This window comes from Phytohabitans rumicis (genome assembly GCF_011764445.1).
GTDB lineage: Bacteria > Actinomycetota > Actinomycetes > Mycobacteriales > Micromonosporaceae > Phytohabitans > Phytohabitans rumicis.
Map to the genome: position 1 here is coordinate 3,844,440 of NZ_BLPG01000001.1, position 14,389 is coordinate 3,858,828.

The 14,389-nt window shown below is 67.4% G+C and carries 8 protein-coding genes and 1 pseudogene; 4 read left to right on the plus strand and 5 right to left on the minus strand.

Translation table 11 applies throughout. The features are described 5' to 3' along the window. Positions 1 to 2 precede the first annotated feature (2 nt). Positions 3 to 3,064, minus strand: a pseudogene (locus Prum_RS16965) (helicase-related protein). Further along, positions 3,061 to 4,329, minus strand: coding sequence for a sigma-70 family RNA polymerase sigma factor (locus Prum_RS16970; RefSeq protein WP_308785357.1), 1,269 nt, complete (start codon positions 4,327 to 4,329; stop codon positions 3,061 to 3,063). Before Prum_RS16970 ends, Prum_RS16965 begins: the two are co-directional and overlap by 4 nt. A gap of 677 nt (positions 4,330 to 5,006) precedes the next feature. On the opposite strand from Prum_RS16970, the gene Prum_RS16975 reads away from it, so the two are divergent. From Prum_RS16975 to Prum_RS49570, 3 genes are all read left to right on the plus strand, one after another. Further along, on the plus strand, positions 5,007 to 6,149 hold the full coding sequence (locus Prum_RS16975) for a DNA cytosine methyltransferase (RefSeq protein WP_173077438.1): 1,143 nt from the start codon (positions 5,007 to 5,009) through the stop codon (positions 6,147 to 6,149). Positions 6,150 to 6,279: 130 nt separating this feature from the next. Continuing rightward, on the plus strand, positions 6,280 to 7,455 hold the full coding sequence (locus Prum_RS16980) for a restriction endonuclease (RefSeq protein ID WP_218577264.1): 1,176 nt from the start codon (positions 6,280 to 6,282) through the stop codon (positions 7,453 to 7,455). Next, the gene (locus Prum_RS49570; protein ID WP_218577265.1) at positions 7,449 to 7,601 is read left to right on the plus strand and encodes a PDDEXK family nuclease; all 153 of its coding nucleotides are present in this window, start codon (positions 7,449 to 7,451) and stop codon (positions 7,599 to 7,601) included. The genes Prum_RS16980 and Prum_RS49570 overlap by 7 nt, the downstream gene beginning before the upstream one ends. 53 nt (positions 7,602 to 7,654) lie before the next feature. Here Prum_RS49570 and Prum_RS16985 read toward each other — a convergent pair whose 3' ends face one another. After that, positions 7,655 to 8,608 carry an HNH endonuclease gene (locus tag Prum_RS16985; RefSeq protein ID WP_246277942.1) on the minus strand — a complete coding sequence of 318 codons (954 nt, stop codon included), beginning with the start codon at positions 8,606 to 8,608 and terminating at the stop codon, positions 7,655 to 7,657. Positions 8,609 to 8,908: 300 nt separating this feature from the next. Here Prum_RS16985 and Prum_RS16990 point away from each other — a divergent pair, with 300 nt between their 5' ends. Next, positions 8,909 to 10,039: a DUF6236 family protein gene (locus Prum_RS16990; RefSeq protein ID WP_173077440.1), complete on the plus strand. Its 1,131-nt coding sequence runs from the start codon at positions 8,909 to 8,911 to the stop codon at positions 10,037 to 10,039. A gap of 70 nt (positions 10,040 to 10,109) precedes the next feature. Here Prum_RS16990 and Prum_RS16995 read toward each other — a convergent pair whose 3' ends face one another. Both Prum_RS16995 and Prum_RS17000 read right to left on the minus strand, forming a co-directional pair. Further along, on the minus strand, positions 10,110 to 11,510 hold the full coding sequence (locus tag Prum_RS16995) for a site-specific integrase (protein WP_246277943.1): 1,401 nt from the start codon (positions 11,508 to 11,510) through the stop codon (positions 10,110 to 10,112). Between the two features lie 515 nt (positions 11,511 to 12,025). After that, entirely contained in the window at positions 12,026 to 14,365 is a 2,340-nt protein-coding gene (locus Prum_RS17000; RefSeq protein ID WP_173077441.1) for an ATP-binding protein, read from the minus strand. Between the last annotated feature and the right edge of the window lie 24 nt (positions 14,366 to 14,389).

Here is a 14,389-nt window from a genome sequence, read left to right on the forward strand (position 1 = left end):
TGTCAGTCGTGAATGGGAGCGCTTGCCTCGACGTCGCGGAGGCTCATCATTGGGGAACGTGGGCCGAGCTCGCTGACGTACTTTGCTTTGTTCGTGGGATCCTCAAGCTCGGCGAACCAGACCTGGACCCAGTCGGCGATTTGTTCGCGGTGCACCGTGTCCTCGGCCCCGTCTAGGCCGAGCACTGTGGCGACGGCCGCCGACTCCGCCGCGGGTGTCATGCCAGAGTTGCGGGCGTAGTCACGCAGCTTTGCTGGTGTGCTCAACCGCTGTCGGCTTGCTGGTTCACGGATCATCAACGTGCGCGCGCCAACCACGCCAGCGATCGTGAGCTCCAGGACGCGGCGGCTGCGGCGCGTGATGGGAATCGCGTCGACGAACCGGTCGCCCTGACGCACGTACTGCTCGAAGTGCCGGAACGTCTGAGCGTCCCGCTCCCGACCGATCTTGTGCAGCACGTACACCAACCCGGGATGTCTGCGTCCTACACGGGCAGTGGTCTGGATGAATTCCGCCGTCGTCAGCGGTAGGCCCAACATCACCATCGTGTTGAGCCGGTCGACGTCGACGCCGTGGGAGAGCATCGAGCTGGCGGCGATGACGTGGATGCGCTCGGCGAAGTCGTCTTCCGGGTTCTCCAGCCGTTCGAGGATTGCACGGACCTCGTCGAAGTCGGTCTGGCCGGTGAGCTGCTCGACGTTGATTCCCGCGACGGTGTTGTTGCTGCCGAGGCTGCGACCTGCAGCTTCCACGTCGTAAAGCGTCGTGCCGTAGACGACATCGGTGCCGTAGAGACTGATCAGCAGGTCCGCGTGCGTTTGGTCGATTCCCGCCTCGGCGCAAACCGTCGCCGGGTCGTCCACCAGCTCCCGCACGCACCGCTGCAACGTGTCGAGGGTGCGGTCACTGACATGCTCCAGCGTCACGCCGCGGGGGCGACGGCCACGAAGCGGCGCAGTGGTGTGGTCGTCGGCGCGGTCCAAAACGACTCGCCAGCCCTCGGACCCGGCTGCGGGAACACACGCCCCTGCCGCTGGTAAAGCACATCGACCTGCCGGTCGTACCCAGTCAGCGTCGCGCTGCTCGCCACGATCTTCGCCCGCGTGCCGCACAGCTCGCGCTGCAGGTGGTCGAGCAGGCTTTCGTAGTGGGAATCGACCGCGCCTAGGCTGTCGCGCAGCAGGTGCAGCTCGTCCTGCAACCGCAGCGACGGCCCGAACCGCTTCGGATCGATCGGCAGCGGTTTGAGGAGGTTCCCACCCTGGCAGTTCGGCACCAGGCATCCGTTGGGTGTCGCCGACCGTTCGGCATAGGTGAAGCCGTGCCACGGCACCGGGCACACCTTCTGCGGCGGACCGACCAGACCCCGCATTGCCTGCTGTAGACCGATCGACGCCGCCTTGTCCAGGGTGCCGACCACCACTGTCGGCAGAAACCTGAACACCTCCTGGTCGACGACGTACACCGGCAGGGCCTGCCCCTTCATGGGACAGGTCGGGCTGGTGCAGCGATGCTCGAGCTTCCACCGTTGGCGGTCGAACCGCATCTGGAGGTTTTCGTCGCGGCAGAAGGGGCAGTGCAGCAGCACCTGGTACTTGTCCGGCATCCCCGGGCTGTCCGGCGTGATCTCGTCGCCCTCCGTCTTGGGCACGATCCGGTTCGGGGTGCCGGCCCGGCCAACAAGGAAGCCGAGGCCGAACTGGGTGCCCCCGATGCCCTCTTCCTTGCGCACCATCTCTGCGCCAGCAAGCGCGTCGGCGAACCGCTGGGTCTGCTGCAGGCTCAGCAGCCGTAGCGGAAACCGCGACCACGCCGTCACGCCCATGGTCTTGCCCGTAAGCCGATCGAAGAACGCCGCCGTCAGGAGCAGCCCCAGGTAGGTTTCCGTCTTGCCGCCACCGGTCGCGAACCACACCGTGTCGACGTAGCGGGCCTCGTCGTCAGGCTCAACGAGGAACCGGACAGCCGACAACAGAAAGCCGACCTGGAACGGCCGCCAGACTGTGTATCCACGTCCCTCAGCGCTGCGGGCGATCGCCTTGTTCATCAGCTTGAACGCACGAAGGATCTCCGGCCGGGTCCGCAGCAGCTCGAGTCCTACGCGCAAGCGCTCCAGCTCCGCGAACACCTCACCTGCCGACCGGTCCGCCTCGCCGCGCATCTTGTCGGTCCATCCCTCAGCCGCCTGCCGTGCGCCCAGCACCGATGGCGACCAATGCGCGTCGTCGTACACGGCGAGCGCGTCCACCAGGGCGGCGAGCTGAGGGAGCGGGTCGTCCGCGAGTGTCGCGAACGACAGGTCTGGCGGCGCGTTCGTGCCGTGCCAGTAGGTAGGGCGGTAGGTCTGCACGCCCACCGTGTCGGATGTACGGAACACCCCCGGCGTCAGCGCCTCGATGCCGACATTCACCCCGTAGGCCGGCACGTTGCGGTCGTAGCGGAAGCTGTCCGGCAGTGTCTCCAACTGGAACGGCCTCGTCGGAAGGCCCGAGACCTGGATCTGGGTCTCGTACAGATGCGAGTCGGTCAGTCCCGGTGCCTTCTCCGGACTGGTGTTGACCAACTGCACCACCAGCTCGGTCTCCTTGTGCCAGTCCTCGACGTCGACCCGCACTTCGGCTGACAGACCCGGTGCGCCCACCGCCGCGAACGCATCTTCGAGCTGCTTGCGGCCGAAGGACCCGCCCTCCGCGCCGGTCATCACGGACACGACCTCTTCGACGAGGCCACTACGCCACCAACGCCGTTCCGGGTCTGGCCCGTCCTTGGGATCCTGCACCCAGGCCCTTGCCCGTACCGTCACCGTGATCGACCACGACGGCGCGTCGACCGGCCGCAGCCGGACGCCGATCGCACATGGGTCCAGGCGTTCCGAGCGCTCGTCAGCAGCACCTTTGCGAACCTCATCCTCGCAGGCGATCCGGCCCAGCCAGAACGTCCCGGACGGCGCCACCTCCAACCGGTCCAGCCCATCGCCCCGACCCGCCGCCACCACCCGACGGTCCAACCAAGCGACGAACGCCTCGCACGCCTGCTCCTCCGACTGGACCGCCACGCTGCTCATGACGCCTTCCTCTCAACGGAGTCACCGGACCCGCCGGCCTTCGAATCGTCCATTAGGTACGACCGCAGCGCGGCCACTTGATCGCTCATCTGGAGCTTCTTCATTGAGCTGCCTTGGATCTGTCGTATGCGCTCCCGTGTGATGCCGTAGTCGACGCCGATGTCGTCCAACGTCTCTTCGTCGCCTGTACCCAGGCCAAACCTGCGTTCGATAACCCGCGCCGCCCGTTCCGGCAGGTGTGCCCTAAGCACGCGTGCGACATCACTGCGGAACGTGGCGTGTATGACGATCTCCGCCGGATCGGTGCGTCCGTCACGTTCTTCCTCGCTCACCAGGAGGTCCGACAGATGAAGGTCTCCTTCGTCTCCGAGAAGCGCGTCGAGGCTACGGGCCGGCTGCATCAGGTCCACCATGGACTGCACCTTCCCTGGATCCATGTCCGTCAACTGAGAAATTTCGTTCAGGGTTGGCTCCCTGTCGAGCCGCGCGGTGAGCGTCGAGATCGCCCTTCTGACCTTTTGTACCTGCTCGTGGACGTGGACGGGAATCCGGATCAACCTGCCTCGGTTCCCGATGCCGCGCTCGATCGCCTGCTTGACCCACCAGGTCGCGTAGGTGGAGAACTTGAAGCCCTTCGACCCGTCAAACTTGCCGGCTGCATGCATCAGGCCAAGGTTGCCGTCTTGGATTCTGTCGGCAAACTCCACACCACTGGACTCGTAGTGCCTGGCCTTTGCGATCGAGACGACCAGTCGTAGGTTGGCGCAGACCAACTCAGCGTGGGCCTTACGCCCTGCCTCGACGCTGGTCAGCAGGCTTCGCCTGACGCCGGCGGTGGACTCGTCCAGACCCATCGCGTCGAGTTCCTGCTCGGCAGCTGCACCCCGCGTGATCAACGACCACAGCTCGACCTCGCGCGCAGCATCGATCAACGGATACCGGTTGATCTCGCGTAGATAGTGGCCGATGGAGTCCCCTTGAAACTCGTAGCCCTTCATGGTGGCTTTCAATGCTCGCGGGTTCGTGAGGTCGGGTAGGTCGACCCCCGCCTGCTCCAGAAGGTTCAGCAGCTCGCGGTATTGGTCGGAGGTGAGCTTCCGTTTGGTGGCCAGCAGTGACACTTCGGCATGGGTGAGCAGTCCACCCGTACGGGACCAATCGCCGAGGAGGTCGTCGAGCGCCCTGCCGACAACGTCGGCGGCGGGACGCATTGCCGGAGAATCCGGCTCCTGCCCGAACATCCACCCGAGGTAGTCGTCCGGCATCTCGGTCTCGTCCTCCGTGGCTTGGCCGGAAGACTCAGATGTCCCAATCGCTTCAGTACGCGGGGTACGGTGACCAAGTTTTCATCGAGAAAGGGCGAATCTGGGGGCGACACCTTTACGACAGATGGAGACGTGTCCCCGAGATCGTTCCGTGTCAGCGCGACCAGCAGTGCGTCGACGTCGCGGTGGGTAAGTCGGTGCCGGACGGCAAAGTCAGCTACGAGAGCGTGGGCCTGCTGGGCGCCACAGCGGTCGAGGAGGAGGCGAAGCTCGTCCGCTAGGGCGCGGATCATGTTGTGCCTCGCCCCTGCCGAGCGCTGCGCCGGCGATCGGGCCAACGTCGCCATTGTCGCCTCCTAACTTCCGGGAGGCCAATCGTAAGGATCGAGTCCGACAGAAGTATACGAAGGGAACAAGTGTTCGATAACGTCTCGAGGAAGCCGCGATGTATGCCTGTCGTTGATCTCCCGCTCGACCATTGCGGCAAATCCGCAGTTCAGGCAACTGACTCTGTGGCCGCTGCCCAATTGAACCACCGCAAGATCTCTACTGGTGCGGGTTCATGCGATGTCAGGATCAGGACAGTGTGACTGACCGATCGGCGCTGACGCGATCGAACTTACGTCGGTCGGGCGTCGGACGTTCTCAAGGGCGGTTGATCTACTACAGTCCTCCACATGGCCGCCCACCCAGTCAAGATCTCCGCTGTTGATCTCTTCTGCGGTGTCGGCGGGCTATCCCACGGGTTACAGGACGCAGGCATTCACATCGCCGCCGGGATCGATCTCGACCCAGCCTGCGACTATCCCTACCGCACCAACGTCCGTGCGCCGTTCCACGAGCGCGATGTCCGCGACCTTGCCGTCAACGAGCTGGCAGCCATGTGGCCCGCTGGAGCCGTCCGCGTCCTGGCGGGGTGCGCGCCATGCCAACCGTTCTCCTCGTACCGCCGCGGTGTCGATACCTCCCAAGAGGCTCAGTGGCCTCTGGTCGACGAGGTGCGCCGCTTGGTCGAAGGCACGTTGCCCGAGGTCGTCACGATGGAGAACGTCCCTCGCATCGGCAGCACTCCGATATTTACGGACTTCGTCGCGCGCCTGCGGAAGCTCGGGTACTTCGTGGACTTCGAGTCGTGCTACTGCCCGGCCTACGGTGTGCCACAGCACCGTCGACGAATGGTCCTCGTCGCCTCGTTGCTCGGCGGCATCACCGTGCCCAAGGGGACGACTGAACCCACCGACTACCTCACCGTCCGCCAGGCCATCGGCAACCTGCCCGCGGTCAGCCATGGAGAGGTCCATCCCAGCGATCCACTCCACAAGAGCCGGACTCTGACGAAACCCAACCTCGAACGCATCAGGGCGTCTAAACCCGGCGGTACTTGGGAGGAGTGGCCCGAGGACCTGCGAGCCCCCTGCCACCGCAAGGCGTCGGGTGCGACTTTCCGCAACGTCTACGCCCGGATGGTCTGGGACGAGCCGTCCCCCACGATCACCACCCTGGCGTACAACTTCGGTACGGGACGGTTCGGGCACCCTGAGCAGGACCGAGCCATCACCCTCAGGGAGGCCGCGATCCTTCAGAGCTTCTCGTCGTACTACGAGTTTGTGGCGCCAGGGGAGCCGGTGCATTTCGTGACACTCGGCCGGCTCATCGGAAACGCGGTACCGCCACGGCTTGCTACCGCGGTCGGCGCGGCGATCGTCGATCATGTGAAGGCCACCAAGGGCCTCGTGCGGAAGGTTCCTCGGAACAAGTCCGTGCCCGTGGCGCGCCGAGAAGCACTGCGCGCAGCAGGTCACGGGAACAAGCGGGCTTGAACCGGCGGCCTTGCGGGTGTACGTCGCACTCGGCACCGGCCGCCATCCGATCGGTGTGAAGCCGCCAACGCCCGCCCTCCCACAGCAACCGGCAGTGGGTCATGTGCCACTCCACCGGCATAATGCGACGGTGGAGCCTCGACCGGTCAAGATCTACGACGTGCTTCGCTACGCGCGTGGCGCGAGTCCGGTCGAGATGGTGCTCGACGGCTACTTGAACTACCACTTCCTGACATCCTCGCCGGATCTTCGCCGACCGAAGCTCATGCTGGAGCGTGGCATCAACGCCGCAGCCGCGGTGTCCGCGCCGGACGGGCCGCGCCGACCGGTGATCGCGATAAGGTCCAGCCCCTGGAAGGCCGGGCACGCCTCCAATCCCTGGCACGACGAGTTCGACCTCGACCACGGCCACGTGCGCTACTACGGCGATCACAAACCGACGACCGTGGGTCTGCCCGGCGCCACGGCCGGCAACCGGGCACTGCTGGAGGCGTGGAGCCTGCATGCGGGCACGAGTAAGCGGGAGCGATCGCTGGCACCGCCACTGCTGCTATTCAGGTCGAGCACGGTCAACCAAGGCGGCCGGAGCATCGTCAAAGGACACGTCGAGTTCTGCGGCGTCGCCATCATCGAGCGCCTCGAGCACGTGGTGCAACGCGATCCGGCAAGCGGGCGAAGCTTCCCGAACATCGTCCTGGACCTCGCCGTGCTGGATCTGGCCGAGGCCGGGGACACCATCGATCTCCGCTGGATCGACGACCGTCGCAACGAGACACTCACCGTCACCCAAACTGCCCGACACGCACCCGCGTCATGGAACGTTTGGGTCGCACAGGGCAGAGCCTCGATCCCGCGAGTCCGGCGCCGCGTGGTTTCGTCACGCGTGAAAACGACCGAGGAACAACTGCCCGTCGCTGGTTCAGCCGAGGAGAGGCTGCTCGAGGAGCTCTACGCGTTCTTCGACGGCCGTAAGCACGCCTTCGAGATGCTCGCGTCCCGCGTAGCGGCGCAAGTGCTGGGAGGCTCGGGCGCGGTATATCGGGACGGCTGGCTGACCCGTGCAGGCGGAGACGGTGGCGTGGATTTTGTCGGGCGCTTGGACCTTGGTTCACCCACGAGCAACACACCACTGATCGTCCTGGGACAGGCCAAGTGCGTCACTCCAAGGTCGTCCATCGGCCCCGATCAGGTGGCACGGGTGGTAGCCCGACTCCGTCGCGGATGGATCGGGGTCTTCGTCACAACCGGAGTCTTCTCAAGGCAGGCACAAATCGAGATCATCGACGACCAGTACCCCTGGTGCTGATCAACGGCCGCACACTCGTTGAGCAGGTGGTCCGGATGGCAGCCGCCGATCACGACAACGATCTTGGCGCACTGCTGCTCGCGGCCGCGGGCGAGTACGAGACGGCCGTGACTCATCGCCGACCGGAGGAAATCCTCTTCGGCTGACCAGGCCTTAGGCACCCGACACGTGGCAGCACTCCAGGCTCACCGACGAACGGTCAGGCGGCTTTGAAGACCGTGTCCAAGTGCCACTCGAGGAACTCCCGGTTCGGCCTGTCGGCACGCCGCTCGGGCACGGCTATGAGCTGACCGGCACGGGAGTAGAACTGTTCGCCGTTGCCAAACTCCGCACGCAGCCGCGGGCTGACCAGCAGCCGATGCTTCGGATCCACGCCCAGGTACCCGCGGTCGTAGAGCGTGTGCACATCCGAGCGCAGCAGCAGACCGTTGTCCAGCCGGTGCTCGCCACCCTCCGGTAGCGGTCGGATATGTGCGGCCTGGAGGACCGGCCTGATCCTGCCGCCGGTGACCGCACAACGTTGGTGGTAGGCGCTAAGGACGACGGCTTGGAACGATTGTTGTCCCAGCCGTTGTGGCGTCAGGCGCGGATCCCCGTAGACCGGCCCGGGGCGATGCCATGGCGTACTGAGATCAACTTCGATCGGGCCGCCGACCAGGCGGGCCAGCAACTCGACGAAGTAGCCCTCGTACGAACGCACCGCCAGATCGTAGCCCTTGCCCTGAACGATGTTCGGTGCGAACTCGGGCGGAGGGTCAGCCAGCGCGTCCTGGGAGAAGAAGACGACGTCGCGCACGAAGACGCATCCGATCACCGGGTCCTCGTTCGGGTGGATCGGCACCCGCCGGTACTGGCCGACCCGGGTTCGCATCCGTTCAAGGCTGTCCACACCGTTTGCTTCGGCGAACAGTTCCCACGCGGTCGAGATCGGCAACTGCGCGAAGCCGCTGTAGAAGCCGCCGCCAACGACCCGGTTGTCCGGGTAGTGGGTCTTGAAGAAGAACGGCTCGCCGGGAGTCAAGACCCGGAACTCGCGTCCGCCTCCCGGCCGCCAGAAGTTGACTTCAGCGAGCGACGGACGAGCGGCCAGGAACCGGTACCAGTCGCCGTCCGTGACCCCGACATAGGCCTTCACGCCGGCAGTCTGCACCACGCAACGTCAGTACGCCAGCACCCCGCCGTCAGGCCAGGCAACATGACCGAAGCGGCCAGAACTCACGTTGGTCGGGCCACGCGTACGCCCTTACCACGCCCAAGCACGGCGGACTTACACGGAGTGCGCCGGACCGCCTTTGACCACACGCGACTCGTGCATCTTTGAATTGACCTCGATATCGTCTTGGCCAGAAGTGCCCTCGAACAAGATCGCCGCGGGCGTGTCACGTATCGCTAGAGAGATCCCCTAAGGAATGGGTGGAGTTCTATGTGGGCTAGCGCCCTTTACTACCCCTATATGCGGGTTCGGGACACGGACTGGCTCAAGGTCGCTGCCCTGTACTGGGATTCGATGCACCGGTTCCAGCCGCACGGCTACGACCTCAGGGACACGGCAGATGGCCGGGCCTTCGCTGAGGCAGGATTCCTACGCCAGCTCGATCCCTCTCCGTATGCCCGCGACGTGGCGCTCGAGCTGCTGGGCTTCATGCGCGCCAACCGGCAGGCGCTGCAGCGTCGCTTCAGCGTCCACAACTTGGAACCATCCCCGGCCATCGGCCGTCGCTGGGGGTTCGAAGGGCCCGGCTGGGGTGACTCGCACCTCGGGTGGATCCATGGGAGCAAGATGAGCTACTCCTTCGCGGGCGCCTTGGCCGACTCCGGGCTAGCGCACATAGGCCGCGGACATGACGCGCAATGGGTCGGTGTACATCCGACTCTGGCTGCCGCCTACATGCTGGCACTCACCAGCGCCTGCGCTGCGCACGATCAGCTTGAGCCGGTCACCGACGAGCCCGTGTCACACCTGTCACCGGCGTCGGGTGTCGAATCGGCGATGCGGCTACTCAGCGACGACGCTGAGCTCGCGAGCTATCGCGAATACGGTGTTGACACCACCGCCGGATTTGCGATGCTCGCGATCGAGTCGGTAGTGCCGCGCGACCTAGGTGCCATCAGTGTGGAACGTATTCTCGCGATCCGCGACAAGCTCACTGAGGAGTTGGGGACTTTTCGGGAGTTCGTCGCATCGCAGCAGCAAGAGTTGGAGCGCCTCGCAAGCATACGCGCTGACAGCGTCCGCACCGAGGCACTCGCTACGCACCTCGACAAGGAGATCAAACGGCGCGTCGAGCGGCTGGACCGCGGACTGCGGAGCCTGGGCTACGACACCGCTAGATCGCTACTCACGACACAAACCGTCACTCCGCCAGTGCTTGCGGTTGCGGGTGCCAATCTTGCCGATGCGCCGCCCGCCGTGGCGACCGTCGGAGCCGTAGGTCTGTTGGTCGGTACGGCGTGGTGGCAGCTCGTCAAAAATCGTGAGCAACAGCTGCGCGCCTCGCCCACCGGCTACCTGCTGGCCGTCAAGCGGGCGCTGAAGGCGCGGACCGTCACAGACCGCATGGCGAAGCTACTCCGTAAGGCCTGAGTCGGGTTCACCCGCTGCCCCTGCACCATAACGACTTGATGCTATACGCCACGATCGGCGAACTGCACGTCTACGACCTTGCCTCAAGGGTCGATTGCATGCGACTGGACCCTCGAGGGATGACCGCGGTGACGGCCTCGGCTGCGGCGTGTGCGAGTTGTGGAAGCACGCTGGTGTAACTGTTCGCGGTCAGGGTGAGGGTGGAGTGGCCGAGGGTGGCCTGGATGACCTTGAGGTCGACGCCGGCGGCCAGGGCGAGGGTGGCGGCGCCGTGGCGGAGGTCGTGCAGCCGGACCGGCGGCAACCCGGCGTCGGCGACGAGGCGGCGGAAGCGGCGGCTGACGGTCTCCGGGTGCCAGGCCTGCCCGTCCGGCCGGACGAAGAACAGACCACCCTCGCTGGTGGACGGTCGGCGGGCCCGGTGGGCGCGCAGCACGGCGACGGTGGCGGTGTCGAGTGCGACGAGGCGGTTGCCGGCCTCGCTCTTCGGCGGCTTGCGCTGAAGAGTGCTGCCGGCGGCGGTGATCTGGTGGGTGATGGCGATCTCGGCGTGGTCGAGTTGGGTGTCGGCGTCGCAGAGGCCGACGGCCTCGCCGCGGCGCAGGCCGCGGTAGGCGATCAGGTGCAGCAGCGGATACAGGTCCGGGTCGTGGGCGGCGGCGTGGTCCAGGAAGGCGCCGGTCTGCTCGGGTGTCCAGACCATCACCGGGCCGGGGATCTCGCCGGTGTCCCGCCAGCGGTCCACCCGCGGCTCGGTCCACACCAGCGGCCGGGCCGGCCGCGCCGGCCACAGCTTCACCAGCGCGGCGGGGTTGACGCCGATCAGGCCGTCGGCGACCGCGTCGTTGAGCGCCACCCGCAGCACCGCCCCGATCCGGTGGCAGGTGGCCCGGCCGGTGACCCGCCGGCCGCGCACAGACGCCCGCGCAGCCGGGCTGGTCGACCGGCGGCCGGCGCGGATGGAGTCGTTGGATGCCTCGATGGCGGCGAACATGGTCCGGATGTGCTCCGGGCGCAGCCGGTCCAGGGTGAGGTGGCCGAGGTGCGGGACCAGGTGGGCGCGAAGGTGGCTGGCGTAGGTGCGGCGGGTGTTCTCGTCCACCGGTCGGACGGCCAGCCACCTCTCCAGGTACACCGCGAGCGTGGTCGACCCGCCCAGTGCGCTCCGGGCGTCGAGGCGGTGGCGGACCGCGTCGACCGCCGGCAGCGGACGGCGATGCCTGACGGCCTGGAGCAGCCCGGCCACCTCGGCGGCCGCGACGGGGTCGTCGCCGGCCAGGCGCAGCAGGGCCTGGGCATGGTCCCGGGCGGCGAGCGCGTCGTGGTGGGTGCGGTAGCCGCCGCGGCGCAGCTGCCGCCGGCGTCGGGTGGCAGTTCGAGCCGGTAGTGCCACGCGCCGTGGCTGGCGCTCCACGTGCCGTTCGGCCGGCGCAGCCGCGGGCACGGCCCGCCGCCGGTGCGGCAGCCGCACCGCTTGAACACGTGCCGCGATCCTGCCCTGGTGCGCATCGCCCACCCCCAGCATGGACGCCAGCCCGGCACGATGGCGGCGGCCACGTACCGGGGCCCGGTTGGCCTGATCGTCGCACCGGCACCGGGGTGCCGCGGCCACATCCGGGGAAGCCGACGCGGTCGCCGACCGCCGAGCACACATCGAGCACACAAGGCCCCGTCAACGGGCGAACAAAGGGAGAAGCCGCAGGCCAACGGCCTGCGGTCAAGATCATGTCAGCGGTTTAGGAAACCGTTGCTCTATCCCCTGAGCTACGAGGGCGCGGCTCCCCAGGGTACCTGGCCAACGTTGGACGTTGAACGTTGGCCGTTGACGACTGCCGCCGACCGTCCGAACGCCGACCGCCGGAGCACGAAACCGACCACACCTGCAGCCGCCGCGACCAGACCCTCGACGACAGCACGAAGTTCCGCAACCTCCGCACGGAGATCGGCCAGTTCCGCGGCGCAGCCACACACAGAAGTCGCCCCCGGTCAGTCTTGGGAGGGCTGTTTCTGGCTGGCCAGCCAGCCGGCCACCTGGGTCCGGGACGTGAAGCCGAGTTTGCTCAGGATGTTCTCCACGTGCCCTTCGGCCGTGCGTTGGGCGACCACCAGCCGGGCGGCGATCTCCCGGTTGGTCAGGCCCTGGGCGATCAGCGCCGCCACCTCGCGCTCCCGCTTCGTCAGCCCGAGGCCGGCGGCCGCGTCCATGCGGGGTTTGGGGACCTGTACGCGTGGCTGCCGTTCGAGCGCCATCGCGACCGCGTCGGCGGCGGACAGGTCGGAGCCGCGCCGGATGGCGGCCGAGAACGTGGCGGCGCCGAGGCGTGAGCGTACCTGGTCCACGACTTCGTCGTGCCAGTCTTGCAGGGTGCGAAACGGTGCCAGCGACGTGTGCATCGCCTGCCACATCCGTTTGGACGCGCCGAGCAGCGCGGCGGATCGCTGGTCGCGGAGTTCACTGGCGGCGATCCAGGCGAGCGACTCTACGGCGAGCCCGACGGTGAACTGCTCGTCCTCGACGACTTTGCGGATGACCAGGCTCTCCTTGGCGGCCGCGGTGGCGCCGGCGTGGTCGCCGTCCCGCCAGCGCAGCACGCTGAGCGCCCACAGCGCGAACGCCTGCCACCAGGCTTCGCCGCTGGCCGCACCGAGGTCTTTGGCGGTGGTTAGATCCTGGTAGCCGTTGGACGGCTGCCCGGCGAGTCCGCGGCACAATCCAAGCACGATCAGCGTCCACATTTCGCCGTTGCGGTTGTCCAGCGCGCGGAATCCGGCGAGCGCCTGCTCGAGCATCGGCAGCGCTTCGGCGTGGTGGCCCGGCCACATCAGGAAGACGCCCTGGATCAGCGGCAGGTACGCCCGCTCGGGCGACGGTGGCAGCGTCTCGGCCAGCGCCACCGCGTCGGCGAGCAGTTGGGCGGCCTGGTCGCCGTCGCCCTGGACGCCGGCGATCCACGCGGCGACGCGCAGGGCCTTGACCCGGCTCCAGTGCCGGGGCGCGGGGATCGCGAGGGCGCGGTCGAGCCAGTGCCGCCCTTCGGAGAGGTAGCCCCGGATGAACCAATGGTTTTGCAGGTCGGCCGCGAACTGCAACGCGATCTCGGGCGGGCCCGCGGTGATCGCGTACTCCAGGGCCACGCGCAGGTTGGCGCGTTCGTGGCGCAGCCGCTGCATGACGGCCGCCTGGTAGGGGCTGACCCAGTTCCGGTCGGCGTGCGCGGCCAGTTCGGCGAACCAGCGGCAGTGCCGGCTGGCCACGGCCTCTTGCTCGCCGGCCGCGAGCAGCTTGAGCGCGCCGTACTCGCGGGTGACCTCGAGCATGTGGTAGCGCGCGTTGCCGTTCCCGGTCCGGGTCAGCACCGACTTGTCCACTAGGGAGGCGATCAGGTCGAGGATGGTGTCGGCGGGCAGCTTGTCGTCGGCGCAGACCGCCTCGGCGGCGTCCAGCTCGACGCCGCCGGCGAAGACCGACATCCGCGCCCACAGGGTGCGTTCGGCGTCGGAGCAGAGGTCCCAGCTCCAGTCGATCAGCGCGCGCAGCGTCTGCTGCCGGGCGGGTGCGTTGCGGGCGCCGGCGGTGAGCAGCCGGTATCGGTCGGTGAGCCGGTCCAGGATCTGTTCGAGGGAGAGCACCCGGAGCCGGGCCATGGCGAGTTCGATCGCCAACGGCATGCCTTCGAGCGCCTGGCACAGCCGTACGATCGTCGCGCAGTTCGCGTCGGTGACCTGAAAGCCAGGGCACACCGCCGTGGCCCGCTCGACGAGCAGGCTGGCCGACTCGTAGTTGTGCAGATCGGCGGGGGTGCAGGCGGCGCCCTGACCGGGCACCGACAGCGGCTGCACGGTCAGGTTGGCCTCGCTGTCGAGCCGGAGCGCCTGCCGGCTGGTGACCAGGATGCGCAGCTCGGGGCAGGCCCGCAGCAGGGTCTCTGCGAGGTCTGCGCAGGCACCGACGAGGTGCTCGCAGTTGTCCAGGATGAGGAGCGCCTGCTGGTCGGCCAGGAACGCGGCCAACCCGTGCGCGTCGGGGCTGACCACGTCCTCGCGGATGCCGAGTGTCTCGCCGACGGTGACCGCGACCAGGTCGGGGTCGCGCAGCTCGGCGAGCCCGACGAACCAGACCCCGTCGGGAAAGCTGCGGCGCAGCTCGGCGCCGACCCGCTGGGCGAGCCGGGTCTTGCCGACCCCGCCCGCGCCGGTGAGCGTGACCAGCCGGCTGGCGGAGAGCATCCGCCGGATTCCGGTCACCTCGTGCCGGCGGCCTACGAAGCTGGTCACCTCGGCGGGAAGGTTGCCGAGGGAGCCGCGCGTGGTCGTGGCCGTGCTCATAGAGGCACGGTAGTTGGTCGGCTT

Coding starts and splice junctions, on each gene's coding strand:
- Prum_RS16970 (WP_308785357.1), bottom strand. CDS start 4,329: ATGCCGGACGACTACCTCGGGTGGATGTTCGGGCAGGAGCCGGATTCT.
- Prum_RS16975 (WP_173077438.1), top strand. CDS start 5,007: ATGGCCGCCCACCCAGTCAAGATCTCCGCTGTTGATCTCTTCTGCGGT.
- Prum_RS16990 (WP_173077440.1), top strand. CDS start 8,909: ATGCGGGTTCGGGACACGGACTGGCTCAAGGTCGCTGCCCTGTACTGG.
- Prum_RS17000 (WP_173077441.1), bottom strand. CDS start 14,365: ATGAGCACGGCCACGACCACGCGCGGCTCCCTCGGCAACCTTCCCGCC.